The 25,965-nt window shown below is 70.3% G+C and carries 23 protein-coding genes and 2 pseudogenes; 20 read left to right on the forward strand and 5 right to left on the reverse strand.

All coding sequences use genetic code 11. The features are described 5' to 3' along the window. Positions 1–28 precede the first annotated feature (28 nt). Positions 29–934 (forward strand): tRNA (adenine-N1)-methyltransferase, encoded by a 906-nt coding sequence (locus ABZ622_RS11540; RefSeq protein WP_360542161.1) that lies wholly within the window; start codon positions 29–31, stop codon positions 932–934. Between the two features lie 245 nt (positions 935–1,179). Next, positions 1,180–1,758 carry a hypothetical protein gene (locus tag ABZ622_RS11545; RefSeq protein WP_360542162.1) on the forward strand — a complete coding sequence of 193 codons (579 nt, stop codon included), beginning with the start codon at positions 1,180–1,182 and terminating at the stop codon, positions 1,756–1,758. A 39-nt stretch (positions 1,759–1,797) separates the two neighbouring features. Here ABZ622_RS11545 and ABZ622_RS11550 read toward each other — a convergent pair whose 3' ends face one another. Continuing rightward, positions 1,798–2,109: a ferredoxin gene (locus ABZ622_RS11550; protein ID WP_124718705.1), complete on the reverse strand. Its 312-nt coding sequence runs from the start codon at positions 2,107–2,109 to the stop codon at positions 1,798–1,800. A gap of 241 nt (positions 2,110–2,350) precedes the next feature. Here ABZ622_RS11550 and arc point away from each other — a divergent pair, with 241 nt between their 5' ends. The 6 genes and pseudogenes from arc to prcA all read left to right on the forward strand — a co-directional run bounded on the left by arc (position 2,351) and on the right by prcA (position 8,159). After that, positions 2,351–4,117, forward strand: a complete 1,767-nt coding sequence (gene arc / locus ABZ622_RS11555) for a proteasome ATPase (protein WP_360542163.1) — start codon at positions 2,351–2,353, stop codon at positions 4,115–4,117. A gap of 233 nt (positions 4,118–4,350) precedes the next feature. Beyond that, positions 4,351–5,862, forward strand: a complete 1,512-nt coding sequence (gene dop / locus ABZ622_RS11560; protein ID WP_360542164.1) for a depupylase/deamidase Dop — start codon at positions 4,351–4,353, stop codon at positions 5,860–5,862. A 121-nt stretch (positions 5,863–5,983) separates the two neighbouring features. Beyond that, a complete protein-coding gene (locus tag ABZ622_RS11565) occupies positions 5,984–6,202 on the forward strand; it encodes a ubiquitin-like protein Pup (RefSeq protein ID WP_124718707.1) in 219 nt (72 codons plus the stop codon). A 101-nt stretch (positions 6,203–6,303) separates the two neighbouring features. After that, positions 6,304–6,494 (forward strand): annotated as a pseudogene (locus tag ABZ622_RS11570) (endonuclease domain-containing protein); the annotation flags it as partial. Further along, positions 6,446–7,291 carry a proteasome subunit beta gene (prcB, locus tag ABZ622_RS11575; RefSeq protein WP_360542165.1) on the forward strand — a complete coding sequence of 282 codons (846 nt, stop codon included), beginning with the start codon at positions 6,446–6,448 and terminating at the stop codon, positions 7,289–7,291. The pseudogene ABZ622_RS11570 and the gene prcB, both read left to right, overlap by 49 nt. A gap of 58 nt (positions 7,292–7,349) precedes the next feature. Next, a complete protein-coding gene (gene prcA, locus ABZ622_RS11580; RefSeq protein ID WP_360542166.1) occupies positions 7,350–8,159 on the forward strand; it encodes a proteasome subunit alpha in 810 nt (269 codons plus the stop codon). Positions 8,160–8,228: 69 nt separating this feature from the next. Here prcA and ABZ622_RS11585 read toward each other — a convergent pair whose 3' ends face one another. Further along, positions 8,229–9,269, reverse strand: coding sequence for a LacI family DNA-binding transcriptional regulator (locus ABZ622_RS11585; RefSeq protein ID WP_360542167.1), 1,041 nt, complete (start codon positions 9,267–9,269; stop codon positions 8,229–8,231). A 137-nt stretch (positions 9,270–9,406) separates the two neighbouring features. On the opposite strand from ABZ622_RS11585, the gene ABZ622_RS11590 reads away from it, so the two are divergent. The 12 genes from ABZ622_RS11590 to ABZ622_RS11645 all read left to right on the forward strand — a co-directional run bounded on the left by ABZ622_RS11590 (position 9,407) and on the right by ABZ622_RS11645 (position 21,476). Next, positions 9,407–10,666 (forward strand): MFS transporter, encoded by a 1,260-nt coding sequence (locus ABZ622_RS11590; RefSeq protein WP_360542315.1) that lies wholly within the window; start codon positions 9,407–9,409, stop codon positions 10,664–10,666. A 9-nt stretch (positions 10,667–10,675) separates the two neighbouring features. Next, entirely contained in the window at positions 10,676–12,037 is a 1,362-nt protein-coding gene (gene pafA / locus ABZ622_RS11595; RefSeq protein WP_093541264.1) for a Pup--protein ligase, read from the forward strand. Between the two features lie 126 nt (positions 12,038–12,163). Further along, a complete protein-coding gene (locus tag ABZ622_RS11600) occupies positions 12,164–13,117 on the forward strand; it encodes an FKBP-type peptidyl-prolyl cis-trans isomerase (protein ID WP_360542168.1) in 954 nt (317 codons plus the stop codon). A 46-nt stretch (positions 13,118–13,163) separates the two neighbouring features. Continuing rightward, on the forward strand, positions 13,164–13,538 hold the full coding sequence (locus ABZ622_RS11605) for an FKBP-type peptidyl-prolyl cis-trans isomerase (RefSeq protein WP_360542169.1): 375 nt from the start codon (positions 13,164–13,166) through the stop codon (positions 13,536–13,538). A gap of 113 nt (positions 13,539–13,651) precedes the next feature. After that, positions 13,652–14,605, forward strand: coding sequence for a WYL domain-containing protein (locus ABZ622_RS11610; RefSeq protein WP_360542170.1), 954 nt, complete (start codon positions 13,652–13,654; stop codon positions 14,603–14,605). A gap of 17 nt (positions 14,606–14,622) precedes the next feature. Further along, complete coding sequence (locus ABZ622_RS11615; RefSeq protein WP_266917068.1) at positions 14,623–15,579, forward strand: WYL domain-containing protein; 957 nt, start codon at positions 14,623–14,625, stop codon at positions 15,577–15,579. 19 nt (positions 15,580–15,598) lie between these two features. Further along, positions 15,599–15,868 (forward strand): hypothetical protein, encoded by a 270-nt coding sequence (locus ABZ622_RS11620; protein WP_360542171.1) that lies wholly within the window; start codon positions 15,599–15,601, stop codon positions 15,866–15,868. A 46-nt stretch (positions 15,869–15,914) separates the two neighbouring features. After that, positions 15,915–16,112 carry a hypothetical protein gene (locus tag ABZ622_RS11625; RefSeq protein WP_259933213.1) on the forward strand — a complete coding sequence of 66 codons (198 nt, stop codon included), beginning with the start codon at positions 15,915–15,917 and terminating at the stop codon, positions 16,110–16,112. Between the two features lie 263 nt (positions 16,113–16,375). Next, a complete protein-coding gene (gene tatA, locus ABZ622_RS11630; RefSeq protein ID WP_259933212.1) occupies positions 16,376–16,669 on the forward strand; it encodes a Sec-independent protein translocase subunit TatA in 294 nt (97 codons plus the stop codon). A gap of 110 nt (positions 16,670–16,779) precedes the next feature. Then, a complete protein-coding gene (gene tatC / locus ABZ622_RS11635) occupies positions 16,780–17,670 on the forward strand; it encodes a twin-arginine translocase subunit TatC (RefSeq protein ID WP_360542316.1) in 891 nt (296 codons plus the stop codon). Between the two features lie 17 nt (positions 17,671–17,687). Continuing rightward, positions 17,688–18,596: a diacylglycerol kinase gene (locus ABZ622_RS11640; protein ID WP_360542172.1), complete on the forward strand. Its 909-nt coding sequence runs from the start codon at positions 17,688–17,690 to the stop codon at positions 18,594–18,596. 45 nt (positions 18,597–18,641) lie between these two features. Continuing rightward, positions 18,642–21,476, forward strand: coding sequence for a DEAD/DEAH box helicase (locus ABZ622_RS11645; RefSeq protein ID WP_360542173.1), 2,835 nt, complete (start codon positions 18,642–18,644; stop codon positions 21,474–21,476). Between the two features lie 275 nt (positions 21,477–21,751). Here ABZ622_RS11645 and ABZ622_RS11650 read toward each other — a convergent pair whose 3' ends face one another. The 3 genes and pseudogenes from ABZ622_RS11650 to ABZ622_RS11660 all read right to left on the reverse strand — a co-directional run bounded on the left by ABZ622_RS11650 (position 21,752) and on the right by ABZ622_RS11660 (position 25,944). After that, positions 21,752–22,834: an LLM class flavin-dependent oxidoreductase gene (locus tag ABZ622_RS11650; RefSeq protein ID WP_360542174.1), complete on the reverse strand. Its 1,083-nt coding sequence runs from the start codon at positions 22,832–22,834 to the stop codon at positions 21,752–21,754. A 235-nt stretch (positions 22,835–23,069) separates the two neighbouring features. Beyond that, positions 23,070–24,320 (reverse strand): annotated as a pseudogene (locus ABZ622_RS11655) (allophanate hydrolase); the annotation flags it as partial. A 31-nt stretch (positions 24,321–24,351) separates the two neighbouring features. Beyond that, positions 24,352–25,944, reverse strand: a complete 1,593-nt coding sequence (locus ABZ622_RS11660) for a helix-turn-helix domain-containing protein (protein WP_360542175.1) — start codon at positions 25,942–25,944, stop codon at positions 24,352–24,354. Positions 25,945–25,965: the final 21 nt, after the last annotated feature.

Genomic DNA, 25,965 nt, shown 5'->3' on the forward strand with positions numbered 1-25,965 from the left:
CCCGGGGAATCACCGGTACGCTGGTCACATGTCTGAACCGACCGGTGCCGCCCGCCGACGCGGGCCCTTCAAGGTCGGGGACCAGGTCCAGCTCACCGATCCCAAGGGACGCCACTACACCTTCACGCTCGAGGCCGGAAAGAACTTCCACACCCACAAGGGTTCTTTCCCGCACGACGAGCTGATCGGTGCTCCCGAGGGCAGTGTTGTCCGAACCACGGGAAACGTCGCCTATCTCGCGCTGCGCCCCCTGCTCCCCGACTATGTCCTGTCCATGCCCCGCGGCGCCGCCGTGGTCTACCCCAAGGACGCGGGGCAGATCCTGGCCTTCGCCGACATCTTCCCCGGCGCCCGCGTCGTGGAGGCCGGCGTCGGCTCCGGCTCGCTCTCCACCTTCCTGCTGCGCGCCATCGGCGACCAGGGCATGCTGCACTCCTACGAGCGCCGCGAGGACTTCGCCGAGATCGCCCAGCAGAACGTGAAACGCTACTTCGGCGAACCGCACCCGGCCTGGCAGCTCACCGTCGGCGACCTCCAGGACAACCTCTCGGACACCGACGTCGACCGTGTCGTCCTCGACATGCTCGCGCCCTGGGAGTGCCTGGAGGCCGTCTCCAAGGCGCTGGTGCCCGGCGGCATCCTGTGCGCGTACGTCGCCACCACCACCCAGCTCGCGCGGACCGTCGAGTCCATCCGTGAGATCGGCTGCTTCGCCGAGCCGCAGCCCTGGGAATCGATGATCCGCAACTGGCACGTCGAGGGCCTGGCCGTCCGCCCGGACCACCGCATGATCGGCCACACCGGCTTCCTCGTCACCGCCCGCCGCCTGGCCGACGGTGTGGAGGCCCCGCTGCGCCGCCGCCGCCCCGCCAAGGGCGCCTACGGCGAGGACTACGACGGTCCTGGCAGCCAGAGCGGCTCCTCCCGCGGCTGACCCGCGCAACGCACCGGCGCCGCCGCCGAGTTCCCGGACCGACCCGGGAACTCGGCGGCGGCGCCCTTTCGTTGCCGCTACGAGGACACCGTCCTCGGTGGCCGAATTCCGTGCCGACCCCACCGTTCCGCTGTTCTGTGAGGTGTGGCACGATGCTGGCCACCCCATGCCGCCGCGGCAGTCCCACCGGTGGCTCCGCCCACCCGGGCGTCCTCGATCCACAGGAACCACAGGAGACATCCCGCGTGCAGACCTCCGAGCTCCCGGACCTCGCGCACACCGACACCAAGCCGCTGCACTGGCTCGCCACCGCGGCTGCCATGGCCGCCGTCGTCGCGGCCGCCGGCCTGCTCCAGCCGGACCCCACGGCCTCTGCCTCCACCCCGCACCGCACCACGGCGCAGCACGGCACCGAGGCCGTCACCGCCCCCGATCCGGCCCGGGCGGACTTCCCCCTGGAGTGTGGCGGAGTGGAGAGCACCGTGGCCAAGCAGGCCACCGGCGACCTCGACGGTGACGGCCGTCCCGAGACCGTCGCGGTGGTCCACTGCGCGGCCGGCTCCGGCACCCCGCCCAGCGGCGTCTACGTCCTCACACGCGGGAGCGGGGCCGCACCGCGGGTCGTGGCGACCCTGGTGGACCCCGCCCAGGCGACGAGCATCGGCGATTTCGCGGTGCGTGACGGAGTCATTTCGGCCACTCTGCTCGGCTACTCCTCGGACGCGGTGCCGCGTTGCTGCCCCGACCAGCAGGAGCGGGTCACCTGGCAGTGGCGGGGCGGCGCGTTCGTCCGCGCCACCCGGGCCGCCCCGAGCAGCGCCTGACCGGTCACCGCGAGTGACCGAGGACCCGTGGCCGCCGGATCAGGCGGCCTCGGGGCCGTACACCTCGACGCTGTCCGAGACGCGCCGGACATGGATGCAGTCTCCCGGGCACTCCTTGGCCGAATCGACCACGTCCTGGAGGAGCGGCAGCGGGACGGGCGTGGTGGCGCCCGGGTCCTGCAGCAGCTCGTCGTCGGAGCTCTTCACATAGGCCAGACCGTCGATGTCCAGCTCGAAGACCTCGGGCGCGTACTGGACACAGATGCCGTCTCCCGTGCAGAGGTCCTGGTCGATCCAGACCTCCAGGTCCTGCGCGTCGCCGCCGTTGGGAGCGTCCTGCTGCACGGTCATTTCTCCTGCCGTTCCCTGCGTATCCGAACCAAAAGAAGCCAGCCCTGACGGGTGTTGAACGGTTCGACGATACAACCGGCCGCTTTCCGATGTTGAAGGGTGGGTATTCCCCTGTCACGAGGGGGAACGCAAGGGTGAAGATCGGACACGCCCCGCAGTCTTTGTGATCTAGGGGTTTCAATCATCACCCACCCAGGTAGGGTCAGGAAGCGTCCAGCTCCCCTTGGAGGAGGTGAGGACCGTGGCAGCCCACGACGACGACATCAACCGCGGCATCCGGCCCGGGCGGGGGTCCGATGACCCAGCCGGCCAGGTCGCCTATCTCGAGCAGGAAATCGCCGTCCTGCGACGTAAGCTCGCCGACTCTCCGCGCCATACGAGGATTCTCGAAGAGCGGATCGTCGAATTGCAGACCAACCTGGCAGGTGTGTCCGCACAGAATGAGCGGCTCGCCAACACACTGCGCGAGGCCCGCGACCAGATCGTGGCCCTCAAGGAAGAAGTCGACCGGCTCGCACAGCCGCCGGCCGGTTTCGGTGTGTTTCTTCAGGGCAATGAGGACGGCACCTGTGACATCTTCACCGGAGGCCGAAAGCTCCGGGTGAACGTCAGTCCCAGTGTCGAGCTCGACGACCTCCGGCGCGGCCAGGAAGTCATGCTCAACGAAGCGCTCAATGTGGTCGACGCCATGGAATTCGAGCGGGCCGGGGACATCGTCACCCTCAAGGAAATCCTTGAGGACGGCGAGCGGGCCCTGGTCATCGGGCACACCGACGAGGAACGGGTGGTGAGGCTCGCCGAGCCGCTGCTGGACATCACCATCCGCCCCGGCGACGCCCTCCTGCTCGAACCCAGGTCCGGCTACGTCTACGAAGTGGTCCCCAAGAGCGAGGTCGAGGAGCTCGTCCTCGAAGAGGTACCGGACATCGACTACAACAAGATCGGCGGCCTGGGCGACCAGATCGAACTGATCCGGGACGCGGTCGAACTCCCCTACCTCCACCCCGACCTCTTCAAGGAACACGAACTGCGTCCACCGAAGGGCATCCTGCTCTACGGACCGCCCGGCTGCGGCAAGACGCTCATCGCCAAGGCCGTCGCCAACTCCCTTGCCAAGAAGGTCGCCGAGGTCACCGGCCAGCCGGCGGGCAAGAGCTACTTCCTCAACATCAAGGGCCCGGAACTCCTCAACAAATACGTCGGCGAGACCGAGCGGCACATCCGCCTGGTCTTCCAGCGTGCCCGTGAGAAGGCCAGCGAGGGCACCCCCGTCATCGTCTTCTTCGACGAGATGGAGTCCCTCTTCCGTACCCGTGGATCCGGCGTCAGCTCGGACGTGGAGAACACCATCGTCCCCCAGCTGCTGGCCGAGATCGACGGCGTGGAGGGCCTGGAGAACGTCATCGTCATCGGCGCCTCCAACCGCGAGGACATGATCGACCCCGCGATCCTGCGGCCCGGCCGCCTCGATGTGAAGATCAAGATCGAGCGCCCGGACGCGGAGGCCGCGAAGGACATCTTCGCGAAGTACCTCACGCCTTCGCTGCCGCTGCACGCCGACGACCTCGCGGAGCACACCGGCTCCAAGGAAGCCGCCGCGCACGCCATGATCCAGTCGGTCGTCGAGCGGATGTACACCGAGTCCGAGGAGAACCGCTTCCTCGAGGTCACGTACGCCAACGGCGACAAGGAAGTCCTTTACTTCAAGGACTTCAACTCCGGCGCGATGATCCAGAACATCGTCGACCGGGCCAAGAAGATGGCCATCAAGGCCTTCCTCGACCAGGGCCAGAAGGGCCTTCGCGTCTCCCATCTCCTCCAGGCATGCGTGGACGAGTTCAAGGAGAACGAGGACCTGCCGAACACCACCAACCCGGACGACTGGGCCAGGATCTCCGGCAAGAAGGGCGAGCGGATCGTCTTCATCCGCACGCTCGTCACCGGAAAGCAGGGCGCGGACACCGGTCGCTCCATCGACACGGTGGCGAACACCGGGCAGTACCTGTAGAACGCGGACAGGCTGCGGATGCCCGCCGGGCATCCGCAGCCGGTTGCTTTCGGTCGCGATCACGCGACACCGCAGCAATGACGCAATTGATCTCCCCACCAGCACAGAGGCGCTCTAGGCTCTTGCGTACCGCCCGGTCGCGCAGTGCGTGGACGGGCAGTGCACGCGCACCGACAAGCAGCGGTACTTGAGCGCCGCCCCTCAAGGGAGCGCCGCCGGGCAAGGAGGGCCGCATGACCGTACGGCGAGTAATGGGCATCGAGACGGAGTACGGGATCTCCGTCCCCGGCCACCCCAACGCCAATGCCATGCTCACCTCGTCCCAGATCGTCAACGCCTACGCAGCGGCGATGCACCGGGCGCGCCGCGCCCGCTGGGACTTCGAGGAGGAGAACCCGCTGCGGGACGCGCGAGGTTTCGACCTCGCCCGCGAGACCGCGGACTCCAGCCAGCTCACCGACGAGGACATCGGCCTCGCCAATGTCATCCTCACCAATGGGGCCCGCCTCTACGTCGACCACGCACACCCGGAGTACAGCTCCCCGGAAGTCACCAATCCGCGGGACGCGGTCCTCTGGGACAAGGCCGGCGAACGCATCATGGCCGAGGCCGCCGAGCGCGCGGCCCAGCTTCCCGGCGCCCAGCCGATCCACCTCTACAAGAACAACACCGACAACAAGGGCGCCTCGTACGGCACGCACGAGAACTACCTGATGAAGCGGGAGACCCCGTTCTCCGACATCGTGCGCCACCTGACCCCGTTCTTCGTCTCCCGCCAGGTGGTCACCGGAGCGGGACGCGTGGGAATCGGCCAGGACGGCCACGAGCACGGTTTCCAGATCAGCCAGCGCGCCGATTACTTCGAGGTCGAGGTCGGGCTGGAGACCACGCTCAAGCGCCCCATCATCAACACCCGGGACGAACCCCACTCCGACGCGGAGAAGTACCGCCGGCTCCACGTGATCATCGGGGACGCGAACCTCTCGGAGATCTCCACCTACCTCAAGCTCGGTACCACCGCCCTGGTCCTCTCGATGATCGAGGACGGCTTCATCAACGTCGATCTCGCGGTCGACCAGCCGGTGCGCACCCTGCATCACGTCTCGCACGACCCGACCCTGAAGCACCTGATCACGCTGCGCAGCGGCCGTACCCTCACCGCGGTGCAACTGCAGATGGAGTACTTCGAGCTGGGCCGCAAGTACGTCGAGGAGCGGTACGGGGCGGACGCCGACGAGCAGACCAAGGACGTGCTGATCCGCTGGGAAGACACCCTCAACCGGCTGGAGAACGATCCGATGAGCCTGTCCGGCGAGCTCGACTGGATCGCCAAGCGGGAGCTCATGGAGGGCTACCGCCGCCGCGACAGCCTGGACTGGGACGCGGCGCGCCTGCACCTGGTGGACCTCCAGTACGCCGATGTGCGGGCCGAGAAGGGCCTGTACAACCGTCTGGCGGCCCGCGGGAAGATGAAGCGGCTGCTGGACGAGAACGAGGTCGAGGAGGCCCGTACGAGGCCTCCGGAGGACACCAGGGCCTACTTCCGCGGCCGCTGCCTGGAGCAGTACGCCGACGACGTGGCGGCGGCCTCCTGGGACTCGGTCATCTTCGATCTGCCGGGTCATGACTCGTTGCAGCGGGTACCCACCCTGGAACCACTGCGTGGCACCCGCAGCCACGTCAAGGAGCTGCTGGACCGCTGCCGCACGGCGGAGGAGCTGGTCCAGGTCCTGTCGGGCGGCTGAAAGGGCCGGGATCGGGGAATCATCGGGATGACCCCCGGACGTTGAGGGAAAGTACCGGGCCGATGTCGGAGCCCGTGGGTAGGGTCTGATCAAGTGCTTCGAACCGAGCGGGGTGAGCTAGATGGCGACCAAGGACACCGGCGGCGGACAGCAGAAGGCGACGCGCTCCACCGAGGAGGTCGAGGAGCAGGCGCAGGACGCGCAGGTCTCCGAGGACCTCAAGGACCGCCAGGAGAAGCTGAGCGACGACGTCGACTCGGTTCTGGACGAGATCGATGATGTGCTCGAAGAGAACGCCGAGGATTTCGTGAGGTCATTTGTTCAGAAGGGTGGACAGTAGTTCACGGATGTGAACGCGGGGGAGTGGAGAGCGGTGCGCGCGGTACGGGCCGACCGGGCCCGTACCGCGCGGGCACAAACGGCACCGCGAGCCGAGCGGCTGCCCCCGCGGATCATGTGGATCACCGCCGCGGGACGGGTAGGGTCCGTGGCGTAACCGCATCAACTGCAATTCGGCCATCGGCAGGTTGGGAGACGTTCCTGACGCCTTGCTCAGGGCCGTCGTTTACCTGGAGGGAAACGCGTGGAAGCCAACACTCGTAGCACCGGGCGTCTACCAGCTGCCTTCCTGACGCCGGGATCCTCTTCGTTCATGGATTTCCTGTCCGACCAGTCGCCCGGGATGCTCCCCGGCAACCGGAACCTGCCGCCCCTCCAGGGGGCCATCGAGGCGCCGCACGGGACGACGATCGTCGCGGTGACGTTCGACGGTGGTGTGGTGCTGGCCGGTGACCGGCGCGCGACCATGGGCAATGTGATCGCCCAGCGCGACATCGAGAAGGTCTTCCCGGCCGACGAGTACTCGGCGGTGGGCATCGCCGGCACGGCCGGACTGGCCGTGGAGATGGTCAAGCTCTTCCAATTGGAGCTGGAGCACTTCGAGAAGGTCGAGGGCGCCCAGCTCTCCCTGGAGGGCAAGGCGAACCGGCTCTCCACGATGATCCGGAGCAACCTGGCGATGGCCATGCAGGGCCTCGCCGTCGTGCCGCTCTTCGCCGGTTTCGACATCGACCGCGAGAAGGGCCGGATCTTCTCGTACGACGTCACCGGAGGCCGTTCCGAGGAGCACGGGTACGCGGCCACCGGCTCCGGGTCGGTCTTCGCCCGGAGCTCGATGAAGAAGCTCTACCACGGCGAGCTGACGGAGCGGGAGGCCCTCACCCTGGTCGTACAGGCGCTGTACGACGCCGCTGACGACGACTCGGCGACCGGCGGTCCCGATGTGGCCCGGCGGATCTACCCGATCGTCACCGTCATCACCGACGAAGGCTTCCGGAAGCTGGACGAGGCGGAATCCTCCGAGATCGCCCGCTCGGTCCTGGAACGCCGGCTGGAGCAGCCCGACGGCCCGCGCGCCGCGCTGCTCTGACCCCCGTTCCGCTGCTTCTCCGATGCTCTCGTCACTGACAGAAAGGGACGGATAACCGGTGTCGACGCCGTTCTATGTCTCACCTCAGCAGGCCATGGCCGACCGGGCGGAATACGCCCGGAAGGGCATCGCCCGTGGTCGCAGCCTGGTTGTGCTGCAGTATGCCGACGGCATTGTGTTCGTCGGCGAGAACCCGTCCCGCGCGCTGCACAAGTTCAGCGAGATCTACGACCGGATCGGCTTCGCCGCCGCCGGCAAGTACAACGAGTACGAGAATCTCCGCATCGGCGGAGTGCGCTACGCCGATCTGCGCGGATACACCTACGACCGTGACGATGTGACGGCCCGTGGGCTGGCCAACGTGTACGCGCAGACCCTCGGCACCATCTTCTCCAGTGCGGCCGAGAAGCCGTACGAGGTGGAGCTGGTGGTCGCCGAGGTGGGCACCGACCCGGACGGCGACCAGATCTACCGGCTGCCGCACGACGGCTCGATCGTCGACGAGCACGGCTCGGTCGCGGTCGGCGGGAACGCCGAGCAGATCAGCACCTTCCTGGACCAGCGGCACCGCGACGGGATGACGCTCGCCGAGGCGCTCAAGCTGGCGGTGCAGGCGCTGTCGCGCGATCCCAACGGCAGCGAGCGGGAGATCCCCGCCGAGCGCCTGGAGGTCGCGGTGCTGGACCGTACGCGGCCCCAGCAGCGGAAGTTCAAGCGGATCGTCGGCAGGCAGCTGGCGCGGCTGCTGGAGGCGGACGGCGGCTCCGCGCCGACGGACGCCCCGTCCGACACAGAGGAGGGCGAGGGCAACGCGTCCGCCGCGGCGGACACGCCCGAGTCCACTGACTCCGGCGGTGACGTGGAGTAGTCCGTCGAAGGACGGTCCACCGCAGTCGACCGTGCCCCGGTCCGCCCCTTCCGGCGGGCCGGGGCATCGTCATGCCCGCGGGGCGTCCGCGGGCGGGGGTGCCGAGGAGCCGCGGACCATCAGGCGCACGGGGAGACTGCCGGTCTCGGCCGGCCGGTCGTCCAGGACCGCCAGCAGGGCGGCCATGCCGCGCCTCCCGACCTCCTCGGCGGGCAGCCGCACGGTGGTCAGCTCCGGCTCGACGGCCGTGGCCAGGGCCAGATCGTCGAACCCGGTGACGGACAGGTCGTCGGGCACCCGGAGGCCCAGCCTGCGGGCGGCCTTGCAGGCACCGGCGGCCAGGATGTCGTCGTCGCAGACGAGCGCGGTGGGGCGGGGGCCCGGGGCGGCGAGCGCGTGCTCCGCCGCGATGCGGCCCTCGTGGACGTTGAGTGCCGCCGTGACCGTCCGCACGGAGGTGCCGGGCGCCGACCGCAGGGTGTCGTGCAGCGCCCGGCCGCGCACCGCGAAGGTCCAGGAGTCGACCGCCGACGCCAGATGGACGAAGCGGCGGTGGCCGAGGGCGAGCAGATGCTCCGCGACCTGCCGCATCCCGTCGGCGACGTCCAGATTGACGCGGGCCGCGACACCGCTGTCCGCCGGGTCACTGTCGAGCATGACCAGCGGCAGCCCGGCCCCGCGCAGCGCGTCGAGCGCCCCGGCGGCCATGGAGGAGGCGATCACGCCGTCCAGGGAGGCGCTCGCCGACGCGAAGGGATCCCGGGCCGGTCCGGTGCCGTCGGGGGACGGGTAGAGCACGACGCCGAAGCCGTGCTCGGCGGCGACCTCGGCGGCGCCGGTGTAGACGCGGGCGAAGAACTCGTTGGTCAGCGCGGGGACGACCAGCAGCGCGGTCCTGGTGCTGCCCAGGCGCAGACTGCGGGCGGCGAGATTGGGCCGGTAGCCGAGACCGTGGGCGGCGTGCCGGACGCGTTCGGCGGTGGCCTCGGAGACCCGGCCCGGCCATTTGCCGCCGAGCACCAGGGAGACGGTGGCCTGCGAGACGCCTGCGGCCCGCGCGACATCGCGGCTGGTGGGCCGGGTCGGGACGGGCTGTGGTGCGCTGGTCACTCGGGCCTCCGGGCCGGTCGGGGCAGGCGCCGTGAGGTGGACCTGCGGACTGGGCACATGGTACGTATGAGCTTCGACGTTATACGTAAAACCTCTGGGTGGCGGAAGAGCCCCCCGAGGGAGAGGGGCGACAGGACATGGCCGCGGGATATCTGGACATCCTCCGGGCGCGGCATGCCGCCCGCCTGCTGGCGGGAACCCTGGTGGGCCGGCTGCCGAACGGCACCGCCCCCGTCGCGATCGTGCTGTTCACCCGCGCCGAGGGCGGCAGCTACGCCCTCGCCGGAGCGCTCGCGGCCGTGTACGGGCTGGCCACCGCGGTCGGCCAGCCGCTGCTGGGCCGCGCCGTGGACCTGTACGGCCAGCCACGTGTCCAGCTCCCGGCCGCCGTGGTGTCGGCGCTGGGCATGGCCCTGCTGGCCCTGGTGGGCCTGGGATCGCTTCCGCCGGCCTACGCGGCCGTGGCGGTGGCCGGAGTCTTCACACCGCCGCTGGAGGGCGGTCTGCGGGCCCTGTGGCCGAGCGTGCTGGGCGGCGAGGAGCGGGTGCACCGGGCGTACGCCATGGACGCCGTCGCCCAGGAGGTCATGTTCACCGTGGGCCCGCTGCTGGTGACGGTGCTGGTCTCCCTCTGGTCGCCCGCCGCCGCCCTGCTGGTCATCAACGCGCTGGGCGTCCTGGGGGCGCTCTCCGTCGTCCTCTCCGAGCCCTCCCGGACCTGGCGCTCCGCACCCCGCGAGGCGCACTGGCTGGGCGCGCTGCGCTCACCGGGGCTGCTGGCGCTGCTCGGCTCGTTCTTCTTCGTCGGACTCGCGCTGGGCTCGATCACGGTGGCCGGTGTGGCCTACGCCGACGACCACGGCCGGGAGTCGGTGTACGGCTGGCTGATGGCCGCGCTCGGGCTGGGCGCGCTGATCGGCGGCGCGGTCTACGGGGCACGGCAGTGGGCCGGGGCGCCGGAGCGCCGGCTGCGGGTCATCGTCGCGCTGCTGGCACTGGGCTATCTGCCGCTGATGCTGACCCCGGGAGTGGTCGCCATGACCGCACTGGCGGCAGTGGCCGGAGTCTTTCTGGCACCCGCGATCGCCTGCTCCTTCATCGTGGTCGACCGGCACGCTCCCCGGGGCACCGTGACCGAGGCGTTCTCCTGGCTGGTGACGACGTTCGGGGTGGGCGCGGCGGCGGGAACGGCCGTGGCGGGCCCGGCCGTCGAGCTCGGCGGCACCTCGTGGAGCTTCGCCGTCGCGGGGGCCGGTGGGGTGGCGGCACTGCTCGTCCTGCTGGCGACGGGAAGGGTACTCGCAGTTCCCGGGCGTACGGCCGTTTCCGCGCGGGGATCGGAAAATGATCGAAACGGTGCTGTCGAACCCGGTTTCAGCTCAGGCCATCAGGCGTAATGTTCAGTCATGGACCGCCGCATTTTCGGGCTGGAGAACGAGTACGGCGTCACGTGCACGTTCAGGGGACAGCGCCGACTGTCCCCTGATGAAGTGGCGCGCTACCTCTTCCGCCGTGTTGTGTCATGGGGCCGCAGCAGCAATGTCTTTCTGCGGAACGGCGCCCGCCTCTACCTCGACGTGGGATCGCATCCGGAATATGCAACCCCCGAATGCGACAACCTGACCGAACTGGTCACCCACGACAAGGCCGGCGAGCGCATTCTCGAAGGCCTGCTCGTCGACGCCGAACGCCGCCTGCACGAGGAGGGAATCGCGGGCGACGTCTATCTCTTCAAGAACAACACCGACTCGGCGGGAAACTCCTACGGATGCCACGAGAACTACCTCGTGGCACGGCACGGAGAATTCTCCCGGCTCGCGGACATCCTCATTCCCTTCCTCGTCACGAGGCAGCTGATCTGTGGCGCGGGCAAGGTGCTGCAGACCCCCAGGGGCGCGGTCTACTGCGTCAGCCAGCGTGCCGAGCACATCTGGGAGGGCGTCAGTTCCGCGACCACGCGTTCCCGCCCGATCATCAATACGCGTGACGAACCGCACGCCGACGCGGAGCGCTACCGCCGTCTCCACGTCATCGTCGGTGACTCCAACATGTCCGAGACGACCATGCTGCTCAAGGTCGGCGCGACCGATCTGGTGCTGCGCATGATCGAAGCGGGCACGGTGATGCGGGACCTGACGCTGGAGAACCCGATCCGGGCGATCCGCGAGGTCAGCCACGACACCACCGGGCAGCGCAAGGTGCGCCTGGCCAGTGGCCGTGAGGCATCCGCCATCGAGGTGCAGCGCGAGTACTACGAGAAGGCCGTCGACTTCGTCGACCGCCGTGGCATCCGCACCGGAACCGTCGCCCAGGTCCTGGAGCTCTGGGGCCGCACGCTCGACGCGATCGAGGCCGAGGACCTCGACCGGATCGAGACCGAGATCGACTGGGTGATGAAGTACAAGCTCATCGAGCGGTACCGGGCCAAGCACAACATGACCATGTCGCATCCGCGGGTCGCCCAGATAGACCTCGCGTACCACGACATCCACCGTCGTCGCGGCCTGTACTACCTGCTGGAGCGCAAGGGGCAGGCCGCCCGTGTCTGCAACGACCTGAAGATCTTCGAGGGCAAGTCCGTGCCCCCGCAGACCACCAGGGCGCGGCTGCGCGGCGACTTCATCCGCAGGGCGCAGGAGCAGCGGCGGGATTTCACCGTCGACTGGGTCCACCTCAAGCTCAACGACCAGGCGCAGCGCACCGTGTTGTGCAAGGACCCGTTCCGTTCGGTGGACGACCGGGTGGAGAAACTGATCGCGGGTATGTGAGCCGGCACCGCACGATCCCGGCCGCCGACGCGACGCGGGCCCCGTACGTTCCTCGTACGGGGCCCTGCGTACGCCCTAGAGTGTCGGGGACTCAACCAACTGTGCCGTCTGAGATCTGAGGAACAAGTGCGCCGACTTGCCGGCCTTCTCGTCGTCCCCCTGTTGCTGCTGACAGCGGCCTGCGGCGAAGAAAAGGGCTCCGCTTCCGATTCCGTTTCTGCTTCCGCCGCGTCGAAGGACGGGTTCCCCGCGATCACCGCGGGCGCGAAATTCGGTGAGAAGCCGACCTTGGCCAAGGGCACGGGGAAGCCGCCGAAGGAGCTGAAGACCAGAGTCGTCAGCGCGGGAGACGGCGCCACGCTCAAGAACGGCGACGCGATCCAGGTCAACTACCTCGGTCAGTCCTGGGATTCGGACAAGCCGTTCGACAACAGCTTCGACCGCAAGCAGCCGTTCGACCTGACCCTCGGTGCCGGCATGGTCATCCAGGGCTGGGACAAGGGCCTCGTCGGTCAGAAGGTCGGCAGCAGGGTCCAGCTGGTCATCCCGCCGGACCTCGGATACGGCGCCGCGGGCCAGGGCGACATCAAGCCCAACGCCACGCTCGTCTTCGTCGTCGACGTCCTGAAGGCGACGCAGATCCCGGCCTCCGCCAAGGGCACCGAGGTCGCCCAGGACAACATCGACCTGCCGAAGGTCGGCACCAACACGGACGGCAAGGCCCCCAAGGTCACCATCCCGACCAAGAGCGACCCGCCGTCGAAGCTCGTCTCCAACTACATCCTGGAGTCGAAGGGCGATGTGGTGAAGGACACCGACAGCGTCGTCGTGAACTACGTCGGACTGCTGTGGAAGGACGGCAAGACCTTCGACAGCACCTACGCCGCGGGCAAGACGCAGACCTTCCCGCTCGCCCAGGTGACCCTGAAGGGCCTGAAGAACGGTCTGGTCGGCAAGAAGATCGGTAGCCGGGTGCTCCTGGTCATCCCGCCGGACCAGGGCTTCGGTGACAAGGCGCAGCAGAGCATCCCCGCCAAGTCCACGCTGGTCTTCGCCGTGGACCTCCTGGCGAAGATGTAAGACTGTCCCGGTTGCCCAGCAGTTCATCAGTAAGAGGAGCAAGTCAGTGAGCATCGAGAAGCCCGAGGTCGACTTCCCGGGTGGCGAGCCGCCGGCCGATCTGGAGATCAAGGACATCTGGGAGGGCGACGGCGCGGTCGCCAAGGCGGGCGCCACCGTCTCCGTCCACTACGTGGGCGTGGCCTTCTCCACCGGCGAGGAGTTCGACGCCTCCTGGAACCGCGGCACCCCGCTGCAGTTCCAGCTCGGCGCCGGCCAGGTCATCGCCGGCTGGGACCAGGGTGTCCAGGGCATGAAGGTCGGCGGCCGTCGCCAGCTGACCATTCCCGCGCACCTCGCGTATGGCGACCGCGGCGCCGGTGGCGGCCGCATCGCGCCCGGCGAGTCGCTGATCTTCGTCTGCGACCTGGTCGCCGTCTGATCCGCATCCGTGCGATACGAGGGCCCGTGCCGCCAGGCACGGGCCCTCGCTTTTGTCCCGACACCGCGTAGCGGTACGGTCGAGCGTCGTAGAGCGAAACAGAAAGGGCGTCGATGGCGATTGCCAAGGCCGAGCGGCTGATGAACCTGGCGCTGTGTCTGCTGGGGACCCGCCGCCCGCTCAGCAAGCGCGAGCTGCGCGGCTCCATCGAGGCCTATCTGGAAGCGGGCTCCGACGATGCCTTCAACCGGATGTTCGAGCGGGACAAGGACGATCTGCGCGAGCTCGGTCTGATCATCGAGACCGTGGAGAACCTGGACGGCGACACGGGATATCTCGCCCGCCGCGACAGCAACCGGCTGCCCCCGATCACCCTGGACGCCGAGGAGGCCGCCGCGCTCGGACTGGCCGCCAAGGTCTGGCAGCAGGCGCGGCTGGCCGGCGCGGCCAGCGGTGCGCTGCAGAAGCTGCGGGCCGCCGGCATGCCCGAGGCCGAGGACACGTACGAGGTGCACAGCGCCCTCGAACCGCGCATCCCCGTCCACGAGGCGGCGTTCGAGCCGCTGATGCTGGCCTGCCGCGACCGCCGCCCGGTCACTTTCGACTACCGCAAGGGCAACGCCGCCACGTCCGGACAGCGCCAGGTCGAGCCGTGGACCCTGGAGTGCTGGCGCGGACACTGGTACCTGGCCGGCTGGGACCGGGACCGCGGCGCCGAGCGGGTGTTCCGGCTCTCCCGGATCACCGGCCGGGTCCGCTCCCGGGCCGGGGCCTTCACCGCCGAGGTGCCCGACGTCGTGACCGTACGCGAGACCGTCGAGAGCTGGGCGGGGGAGACGGCCACCCGGACCGCGCTGATCAGGCTGCGCACCGGGGCCGGCTACCCGCTGCGCTCGCGCGCCGTGTCGGTCCGGGAACTCGGGAACGGGTGGGACGAGTTGGAGATTCCGTACGGACACGGTCTGGACGCCTGGCTCGTCGAGTTCGGCCCGGACGTCGTCGTACGGGAACCCGCCGATCTGCGGGCCGATGTGGTGGACCGGCTGCGCGCCGTGGCCAAGGACTGAGAGAGGTACGGCAACCCATGGCCACGAACGCGATCGACCAGACCCGCCGGATGCTCTCCCTGGTGACGTACCTCCGTGAGCGCCCCGGCGCCCATGTCCAGGACGTCGCCCGCGCCTTCGGGATCACCGAGGACGAGCTGATCTCGGACCTCGACGTACTGCCCATGTGCGGGACGAGCTTCCGCGGCGGTGACCTGCTGGACATCGACACCGACGGCGACCGCATCTGGTGGCACAACCCCGACGATGTCGCCGAGCCGCTGCGGCTCGCGGCCGACGAGGCGACGGCGCTGCTGGTCGCCGCCCGTGCCGTGGCCACGCTCCCCGGGTTGCGCGAGAGCGACCGGCAGGCGCTGCTGCGGGCCACCGCGAAGCTGGAGACCGCGGCCGGCGAGGTGGGGGCGGCGAGCTCGCGGCTCTCGGTCACCTTCGAGTCCGAGGGCGGCGTCTTCGCCGATGTCGACCGGGCGATCTCCGAGCGCCGCCGCCTCTGGCTGCGCTACTACTCGCCCGCACGCGACGAACTCACCGAGCGCGAGGTGGACCCGATCCGGCTGTTCGCCGTGGGGCACACGTACATGGAGGCCTGGTGCAGGTCGTCCGAGGACCGGCGTACGTTCAGGCTCGACCGGGTCGCCGAGATCCGGCTGCTCGACGAGCCCGCCGCCCCGCCCGAGCTGGAGCTGCGGGATCTGTCAGAGGGCCTCGTCCAGCCGGCCGCCGAGGACCCGGAAGTCGTCGTGGAGGTGGGCCCCGGCGGACGCTGGGTCGCCGAGTACTACCCGCACGACAGTGCGCAGGAGCTGCCCGACGGCGGGCTGCGGATCACCCTGCGCACCCCCGACCCGGCCTCGCTGCGCAGACTCGCGCTGCGGCTGGGCGGCGAGGGCCGCATCGTCTCCCCGCCGGAGCTGGCACGGAGCGCCCGGCAGGCGGCCCGTGCGGCGCTCGCCGCGTACGACGAACCGGCCTGAGCGGAAACCTGAGGGAGATATGAGCAATATGTCTGTGGTGTCGGGTGTTCCGACTGTGGTGGTGCCCGAGTCCGTGCGGTTCAAGGCCGCCTGCCCGGACTGCCACGAACAGTTCGAACTCGCGGCGAGTGCCATACGCCTCGCGGTGGGGGCCAGCCACCGGACGACGTTCTACTCCTTCACCTGCCCGCGGTGCGATGCGGCCGTCCGCAAGCCCGCGGGGGAGCGGATAGTCGAACTCCTCAGCACGGGCGGGGTGCGGACGCTGCGCCTGCACGCCGGCCTGTAGCCCCTTTCCACGCCGTCGGCCCCCTAGACACATCGAGGCTCAGCCCATGTTCTGGCCCATGCTCGCCATCGCCCTGGGGTTCCTCGGGATCGCTGTTCTCGGCGTGCTGGCCGTCAAGGTCTTCATCGAGGCCCAGCGGCTCGGGCGCCAGGTGACACGTACCACCCAGCGCATCAACCGGGCCGCGGAGGACCTCGAAAGGGCGGCGACCGACCTCGCCGCCACCGGCGAGGCGCTGCGCTAGCCGTACCGCCTCCGCTGCCCCGATCCGCCCTGTGAGCAGGGCGGATGGATCCGAGCGGGCGCGGCCTCCAGTTTCCCGGTTTCGAGGGGTACGCTGCTGAAGGCGGCCCGGAGAGCGAGGCGTGGGCCGTAACCGCAAGGATGCGTGGGTATTGCCCTGTGTTTACCCCTGCGGGATACGATCGCTGACAGTACGAAGGTCGGACGTCCGTCCGAGGTTCGATCCGCCCCACCCCTGCTGCCTCGGTGAGAAGGTACACACATATGTTCGGAAGGCTCGGCGCTCCCGAGATCATCCTGATCCTCGTCGTCATTGTTCTGCTGTTCGGCGCGAAGAAGCTTCCTGACATGGCTCGCTCGCTCGGCAAGTCGGCCCGCATCCTCAAGAGCGAGGCCAAGGCCATGAAGTCCGAGGGCAGCCCGTCGGCGACCCCGGCCGAGCCGGCCGCCAACGACGCCGCCCAGGACCAGGCCGCCCAGCGCACCATCAAGGCCGCCCCCGGCGACGTGAGCAGCTCGCGTCCGGTCGCGGAGCCGACCGACTCGACCAAGCGCTGACAAGAACCGGGCCGACGCAGGCGCCCTGATCAGTGAGGGCCTGCTGCACGAGATGAGGACGTGGGTTGCTCAAGTCTGCCCGCAAGCAGGAGACCGACCCAGAGGGCCGCATGCCCTTGGTGGAGCACCTGCGTGAGCTGCGTAACCGGCTGGCGAAGGGCATGCTGGCCATCGTTGTCGTAACGATCGCTGCAGCTTTCTACAGCCAGGCGCTGATGGAGTTCCTCTCCGCTCCCGTGCCCCGTTGCGAGAAGGGGCTGGGCGAGACAACGGGAGGCGCGTGCGCGGTCATTGCGTATACCGACCTCCTCTCCCCCTTCACGACGACGGTGAAGGTCAGCCTCATGGCCGGCGTCATAATCGCCAGCCCGATCTGGCTGTACCAGCTGTGGGCGTTCGTGGCACCCGGGCTCCACAAGCACGAGCGGAAGTACACGTACGCCTTCGTGGCGGCCGCGGTGCCGCTCTTCCTCGGTGGTGCGGCGCTCGCCTACACGATCCTGCCGATCAGCATGCGTGTCCTGTTGGGCATCACGCCCGACGGATCGGCGAACATCCTCCCGATGGACAAGATCCTCGACTTCACGGTCAGGATGGTGCTCATCTTCGGAGCGGCCTTCGAGCTGCCGCTTCTCCTGATCATGTTGAACCTGACGGGCATAGTGACCGGACGTCGAATGCTCGGCTGGTGGCGCGGTGTGGTCATGGGGGTGTTCGTCTTCGGGGCAGTGGCGACGCCTACAACCGACCCCGTGGGGATGATCGCGCTCGCGGGTCCGATCGTGGTGCTGTACTTCATGGCTGTCGGTTTCTCCCTGCTGAACGACAAGCGGCGACGCCGTGCCAATCCCGACGCCGAACTGGACGACGACGAGGCATCGGAGCTGGACCTCACCCCCGAGAGCGTCGGTGAGATCGAATCGGTCTCGTCCGCCCGGTCGCTGCCCGCACAGGCGAGTTCGGACCGGGACCGGGTGAACGGTTACGACGACATCACCTGACCTTGTAGGGTCCCCGGGTGACCAGCGAGATCACCCTTTTCGTCAATCCCACCGCAGGACGCGGCCGGGGCGCGCACGCCGCGCAGCCGGCCGCTTCCGCGTTGCGGGACGCCGGATTCTCCGTGCGTACGGTGCTCGGTGAGGACGCCGACGACGCCCTGCGGCGGGCCCGTGAGGCCGTCGCGGGTGGGACCGGGGCGCTGATAGCCGTGGGCGGGGACGGCATGATGTCCCTCGCCCTGCAGGCCGTTGCCGGAACGATGACCCCGCTCGGGGTCGTCGCCGTCGGCACCGGGAACGACTTCGCCCGTGCTCTCGGGCTGCCCATACGGGATCCGGCCGCCGCCGGGCGGCTGGCCGCCGAGGCGCTCAAGGGCGGCGGCGTCCGCGAGATCGACCTCGGCCGGGTCGGTGAGCGGTGGTTCGGGTCGGTGCTCGCCTCGGGCTTCGACTCCCGGGTCAACGACCGGGGGAACCGGATGCGCTGGGTCGGCGGACGGTTCAAGTACGACCTCGCGATCCTCGCCGAACTCGCCGCGTTCAAGCCCATTCCCTACCGCATCAGGCTGGACGACGGGCCGGTCCGGGAGATCGAGGCGACGCTCATCGCCGTCGGCAACGGGTCGACGTACGGCGGAGGCATGCGGATCTGCGCGGACGCGGTGATGGACGACGGCCTGTTCGACGTGACCGTCGTCGGGGACTGCAGCCGTACCACCCTGCTCAAGGTGTTTCCCCGCGTCTACAAGGGAACGCATCTCGGCCACCCCAAGGTCACCGTGCACCGGGTCTCCTCGATCGAGCTGGCCGCAGCGGGCGTCACCGCGTACGCGGACGGTGAACAACTCGGGGTGCTGCCGCTCACCGCGCGTTGCGTGCCCGGTGCGGTGCGGGTGCTCGTGCCGGGTTCTCCGGGCGGGATTTAAAGATCGCGCCTGGTGTCAGAGGTGGCGGGTAGTCTCGAAAGCACGATGACAGAGGACCTCTCACCAGCTGAGCGATACCAGGCTTCTCGGATCCGCGCCGCCGAGCAGGCCACCGCACTGGCGCCCTTCCGCGAGCTGTACGAATTCGATCTGGACCCCTACCAGATCGAGGCCTGTGAGGCCCTGGAGGCCGGCAAGGGCGTGCTCGTCGCCGCTCCGACCGGCTCGGGCAAGACGATCGTCGGCGAGTTCGCCGTGCACCTCGCCCTGGAGCAGGGCCGTAAATGCTTCTACACCACGCCGATCAAGGCCCTGTCCAACCAGAAGTTCGCCGATCTGGTCAAGCGCTACGGGCCCGAGAAGGTCGGCCTGCTGACCGGCGACAACAGCGTCAACGCCGATGCCCCGGTGGTCGTCATGACCACCGAGGTGCTGCGGAACATGCTGTACGCGGGCTCGCAGGCGCTGCGGGGCCTCGGCCATGTGGTGATGGACGAGGTGCACTACCTCTCCGACCGCTTCCGGGGCGCCGTCTGGGAAGAAGTGATCATTCACCTCCCGGAATCCGTGACCCTCGTGTCACTGTCGGCGACCGTGTCCAACGCCGAGGAGTTCGGCGACTGGCTGGACACCGTCCGCGGTGACACCGAAGTGATCGTCTCCGAGAGCCGGCCCGTGCCGCTCTGGCAGCACGTCCTGGCCGGCCGCCGGATGTACGACCTCTTCGAGGAGGAGACCGACCACGGCGGCCGCGGCGCCGGACGCCGCGAGGTCAACCCCGACCTTGTCCGGCTTGCCCGGATGGAGAACCAGCGGGGGTACAACCCGCGTGAGCGCCGCCGCGGCAAGATGGTCCGCGAGGCGGACCGGGAGCGCGAGCGGCGCCAGCGCAGCCGGATCTGGACGCCGGCCAGGCCCGAGGTCATCGACCGGCTGGACGCCGAGGGGCTGCTCCCCGCCATCACGTTCATCTTCAGCCGGGCCGGCTGCGAGGCAGCCGTGCAGCAGTGCCTGCACGCCGGACTGCGGCTCAACGACGAGGAGAAGCGGCGGCTGGTCCGCGAGATCGTCGAGGAGCGCACCGCCTCCATCCCCGGCGAGGACCTCCACGTCCTGGGCTACTACGAGTGGCTCGAAGGCCTGGAGCGGGGCATCGCCGCGCACCACGCGGGCATGCTGCCGACGTTCAAGGAAGTCGTCGAGGAGCTGTTCGTACGCGGGCTCGTCAAGGCCGTCTTCGCCACGGAGACCCTCGCTCTCGGCATCAACATGCCCGCGCGCTCGGTGGTGTTGGAGAAGCTCGTCAAGTGGAACGGCGAGCAGCACGCCGATATCACCCCCGGCGAATACACCCAGCTGACCGGCCGGGCCGGGCGGCGCGGCATCGACGTCGAGGGCCACGCGGTGGTGCTGTGGCAGCGCGGCATGGATCCGGGCGCGCTGGCCGGACTCGCTGGTACGCGTACGTATCCGCTGCGCTCCAGCTTCCGGCCGTCCTACAACATGGCCGTCAACCTGGTGCAGCAGTTCGGGCGGCACCGGTCGCGCGAACTGCTGGAGACCTCCTTCGCGCAGTTCCAGGCCGACCGGTCGGTGGTCGGCATCTCCCGGCAGGTCCAGAAGAACGAAGAGGGGCTGGAGGGCTACCGGGAGGGCATGACCTGCCACCTCGGTGACTTCGAGGAGTACGCGCGGCTGCGCCGCGACCTCAAGGACCGGGAGACCGAGCTGGCCAAGCAGGGCGCGACGCAGCGGCGGGCCGAGGCCGCGGCGTCGCTGGAGAGGCTCAAGCCCGGCGATGTCATCCATGTGCCCACCGGCAAGTTCGCCGGGCTGGCGCTGGTGCTCGACCCGGGACTGCCCGCCGGGCGAACGAATGGGCACGGCCACCGCGGGCTCGAATACCACGACGGGCCGCGGCCGTTGGTGCTGACCGCCGAGCGCCAGGTCAAGCGGCTCGCCTCGATCGACTTCCCGGTTCCGGTGGAGGCGCTGGAGCGGATGCGGGTGCCGAAGTCGTTCAATCCGCGCTCCCCGCAGTCGCGTCGCGACCTGGCCTCCGCGCTGCGGACCAAGGCCGGTCACATAGTTCCGGAGCGGCACCGCAAGGGGCGGTCCGTCGCGGCCGACGACCGGGCGATCGCCCGCTACCGGGCGGAGTTGCGCGCGCACCCCTGCCACGGGTGCGACGAGCGCGAGGACCACGCGCGGTGGGCCGAGCGGTATCACCGGCTGCAGCGCGACACGCGGCAGCTGGAGCGGCGGATCGAGGGGCGGACGAACACGATCGCCCGCACCTTCGACCGGATCGTCGCGCTCCTCACCGAGCTGGACTATCTGCGGGGCAACGAGGTCACCGAGCACGGGCGCCGGCTCGCGCGGCTCTACGGCGAGCTCGATCTGCTGGCGAGCGAATGCCTGCGGGCGGGCGTGTGGGAGGGGTTGAACCCCGCCGAACTCGCGGCCTGCGTCTCGGCGTTGGTGTACGAGGCGCGGCAGGCGGACGACGCGGTGGCGCCGAAGCTGCCTTCGGGGCCGGCGAAGACCGCGATGGGCGAGATGGTCCGGATCTGGGGGCGGCTGGACTCCCTTGAGGAGGACTTCAAGATCAACCAGGCGGAAGGGGTCGGGCAGCGCGAGCCCGATCTGGGCTTCGCCTGGGCGGTCTACATGTGGGCGTCGGGGCGTTCGCTGGACGAGGTGCTGGGCGAGGCGGAGATGCCGGCCGGGGACTTCGTGCGGTGGTGCAAGCAGGTGATCGACGTGCTGGGGCAGATCGCGGCCGCGGCGCCGCGGGACGGGAGTTCCGTGGCTCGCAATGCACACAAGGCGGTGGATGCGGTGTTGCGGGGGGTTGTGGCTTACAGCTCTGTGGGGTGAGGGGGCCGCTGGGTGCGGTTTGCCGGGGTGCGGGTGAGGGTGCGGGTGCGGTGCGGTGCGGTCGGCGTTGCGGGGGCCGGGTGCGGGGCGGGGTGCGCCTGGGGCGGGGCTGTTCCCCGCCCCTTCCCGTAACCGGGGCTCTGCCCCGGACCCCGGTCCTCAATCGCCGGACGGGCTGGAGTTGGCCGGACCGGCTGGAGTCGGCCGGGCGGGCTGGAGTTGGCTGGACCGGCTGGAGTTGGCCGGATGGGCTGGATTTCGCTGGACGAGCTGGGTTATTCGGGGGTGCGGGCCGCGTCCCGTTTGGCTACTTCCTCTCGGACCAGTGGGATGACTCGGCGGCCGAATTCGATGGCGTCGTCCAGGAGGTCGTAGCCGCGGGCCGAGATGATTTCCACGCCCAGGTCGTAGTAGTCCAGCAGGGCCTGAGCCACTGTTTCCGGGGTTCCCACCAGGGCCGTCGAGTTGCCGGCGCCGCCGGTCTGCGCCGCGGTCGGTGTCCACAGGGCGCGGTCGTGGCGGTCGTTCGCGGCGGCCACCGCGAGGAGGCGCCGGGAGCCGGTGTTCTCCGGGGTGTTCGGTGGTGTGCCGGGCCTGCGGGACTTGATCCGGGCCAGGGTGCGGTGGGCCTTTTCCCAGGCCAGTTCCTCGGTGGGTGCGATGATCGGGCGGAAGGCGACCTGGATCCTCGGCACGTCCGTACGGCCCGCCGCCCTCGCGGCCTCCTTCACCGAGGCGATCTGCTCCGCGGTCTGGGCCAGCGGTTCGCCCCACAGGCAGTAGATGTCGGCCTCGGCGCCCCCGGCCGCGTACGCCGCCGGTGAGGACCCCCCGAACGAGACCTGTGGACGCGGCTGTTGCACGGGGAAGGTGTCGCTCACGAAGTCGTCGAAGCGGTAGTGCGTGCCCTCGTGGTCGAAGGGCTCGTGCGATGTCCAGGCCCTCTTGATGATCCGGATGGCCTCACGGGTGCGCTCGTACCGCTCGTCCTTGGTGAGGAAGTCGCCCTCGCGCCGCTGCTCGTGGTCATTGCCCCCGGTGATGAAGTGCACGGCGAGGCGGCCGTCGCTGATCCGGTCCAGGGTCGCGAAGGTCTTGGCCGCGAACGTCGGGTACGAGACGTTGGGGCGGTGCGCCACCAGGATCTGGAGCTTCTCGGTGTGGGCGGCGACGTAGGCGGCGGCCGGGGAAGGGTCGGGGGAGCCGGAGCCGTAGGCGAACAGCACCCGGTCCCAGCCGTGGTCCTCGTGCGCGCGGGCCAGCTCAAGGGTGTACTTCTTGTCGAAGGACGGCCCGGAGCGGGCGGTCACTTCGGAACCTTCGTTCGTTGCTGCGATGCCGAGAAACTCGACGGGCATGGCGAAGCCTCATCTCGTGCTGCGGAGAAGTGGAAGACCGGTCGTGGGAAGCGCTGACGTGGGAAAGGTCAGCGGCAACACGAGGCGGACCACACGCGACCGAAGTCGATGTGGTCGCGGGTCACCAGCCGCAGCCGAGGGCGCATCCACCCAGTGGAACAGGTGTGTTGGCGAGTGGTCAACCGTCTCCGGGGGCAATGGGGGAGGTGCGGTCGGCGAGCCCGGTGAGTTCGGTGATGCGGGCGAGGCGTTCGTCGGTGTGTCCCGGGCCGATCAGCATCACGCCGAACGGCAGGCCGTCCACCTCACCGGCGGGGACCGCGATCGCGCACTGGCCGAACAGGTTGGTGGAGCCGGTGAACCGGGCGAGGCGGGCGTTGACGGCCCGCGGATCCGCCATGGCCTGGGCGAGCGTGGGGTGTTCCGGCGCGGTGGGCAGCAGCAGGGCGTCCGCGTCGCCGAGGGTGGCCGTCGCGGCGGCGCGGAGGCCGGCCAGCCGGGCCTGGTCGGCGAAGAGCCGGTGCGCCGGGATGCCGCGGGCCCCGGTGATGATCCCCGCCACGGTGGGATCGAGGCCGGGCGGGGTGGGCTCGGCGTCGACGAACGCGCCGACCGCGGTGTAGCGCTCGGCGACGAGAGCGGAGTCGTACATCATCGAGGCGGCCCGGGTGAACGGGGTCAGGTCGATCGGGCGGAGTACGGCGCCTGCCGTGCGGAGCCGGGTGGCCGCCGACTCGAACGCGGCCGCGCTGCCCGGGGCGAGTTCGCCGAGTTGTGCGGTGGGCGGGACCGCGATCCGCCAGGGGCCCGGAACGCGGGTGCGGTCGGGGCGCGGGGCCATCGTCGCCATCAGCGCCATCGCCTGTTCGGCCTCGGGGAGCGTACGGGCGAAGACGGTGACGCAGTCCAGGCTCGCGCAGGCGGGGACCACACCGTCCGTCGGGACGAGACCGCGGGTCGGCTTCACTCCGAAGACGCCGTTGAACGCGGCGGGAACACGGCCGGAGCCCGCGGTGTCGGTGCCCAGGGCGAGATCCACGATGCCCAGGGCCACGGCGACCGCCGAACCGGAGCTCGAACCGCCGCCGGCCCGGTCGGGATCGTAGGCGCAGGCCACCGCGCCGTACGGGGAACAGGTGCCGGTCAGGCCGGTGGCGAACTGGTCCAGATTGGTCGTGCCGATCACCAGGGCTCCGGCGGCACGCAGCCGGGCCACCGCCGGGGCGTCGGAGCCCGGCTCGTACGCGTACGAAGGGCAGCCCGCGGTGGTGCGGAGGCCGGCCACGTCGATGTTGCCCTTGACGGCCAGCAGGCGGCCGGCGAGGGGGAGCCGCTCGCCGGCGGTCAGGCGGGCGTCGAGCCGCGCGGCCTCCGCCTCCACGTCGTACCGGGGGCGCAGATCGATCCAGAGCTCGGGGCGCCGCACCGCGTCGATGCGGGCGTGGGCATCCCGGACGCGGTCGAGGAGGGCGGAGGTTGTCGGCATGGTCGGTCCTCGGATCCTTGGGGCCGGGGCGTCAACGGGCGGGGTCCCGGCCGGGCGACGGCCCGTCGGGGGCGGCGCCGGTGGCCGTGCCGCCGGCGGCTGCGCCGCTGATGGTCGTGGCCGGCTCGTTCCGGTCGGCGGACAGGCCCGCGCGGCAGGCCAGTTGGAGCGCCAGGCGGACATCCGGCTCGTTCAGATCGGCGCCCGTCAGCTGGACGATCTTGCGGATGCGGGCACCCACCGCGTTCCGGTGCAGATGGAGCGCGTCCGCGGCGCGGGCCGGCGAGTTGTTGTGGTCCAGGTACCCCTGGAGCGTGCGCAGCAGTGGCTCGGCGCGCTCCGGGCCCAACGCCAGTACCGGGGCGAGGAGTTCGCTGACCGCCTCGCGCGCCGTGTCGGAGGCGTACCACTCCAGCAGCATCCGGTCCAGGCCCACCGCGTCGTGCGCCGCCACCGCGGGCCCCGCGCCGCGCGGCACCGTGGCACGGGCCTCCCGGGCGGAGGTGCGGATGCCCAGCGGACCCCGGTGCGGTGAGCCCACGCCGCACCGCAGACCGGCCTCGGGGCGCAGCCCGGCCAGCCGGTCCACCACCCGGCGGGCCCGCGCCAGAGTGGCGCGCCGTCCGTCCGCCCCCGGGTCGGCGGGCCAGGTGCTGAGCAGGACGAGGGCGTCGTCGACCAGGGCGGCGTTCCACTGGACGGAGTCGGCGGGCTGCGGGGCCGAGGCGGGGGAGGGGGCCGCCACCACGCCGTCCCAGGTCCGCAGCAGGGTCAGTGCCTGGGACATGACCGCGTCCAGCGCCTTCGGCCGGTTCGAGGCGTCCAGGCCGCCCGCCTCCACCCGCAGCGCGATGTGCCAGCCGTCCACCGGCAGTGCGAGCGCCCGGCCCCGGGCGGCCAGCCGGGCGGCCTGGTCCTGCGGGGCCACGAGCAGTTCGGCGAGCAGCCGGCCGCGGGAGCGCACCGGTACGTCGCCGTGCCCGCCGCCCGCCGCGGCGAGCGCCGCCAGCGCGAGGACCGAGCGCACCGCCGTACCCGCGTGACCCGGGCGGGCCGGGGCCGCCAGCCGGATCTCGCCGTCCGGGCCCGCGGCGACCGCGCCGTCCTCGCCCGGACCGGCGGCGCGCAGCTCCACGGATACGCCCAGGGCGCGGCCGGCCGCCGCGGCCACCCGGGCGGGGTCGCCCGCGACCGCCGTCACCTCCCGCGCCGCGGCCGCGACCCGGGCCAGCGCGTCCGCCGCGGACCCGGCCACCGCCCGCTCCACCGCCACCACGAGGGCCGCGAGGTCCCCCTCGGCGGACAGCACCGCGACCCGGCCCCGCTCGGCCAGCGCCCGCGCCGTGGCCGTCACCTCGGCGGGCAGCCCGTGCGGCGCCTCGGCCACACCCGTCAGGACCAGCGCGGTGGCCCCCGCCGCGGCCGCGTCCCGTACCGCCACGTCCAGCAGATGCCCCGGCACCGGGGCCAGCAGCACCGCGACCGTCCCGGCGGGGATCGCGGCGAGCCGGTCCGGGCGCGGCTCCAGCCGTACCCCCGTGACCTCCACCGCGTCGAGCGGGCCCACCAGCGGGCGGACCGCTTCGAGTCCGGGGGAGGAGAGGAGCTCCAGGATGTTCGCCATCCCTCCAGTGTGCCGCCGCTG

This window comes from Streptomyces sp. NPDC007164, assembly GCF_040634135.1.
Lineage (GTDB): Bacteria > Actinomycetota > Actinomycetes > Streptomycetales > Streptomycetaceae > Streptomyces > Streptomyces sanglieri.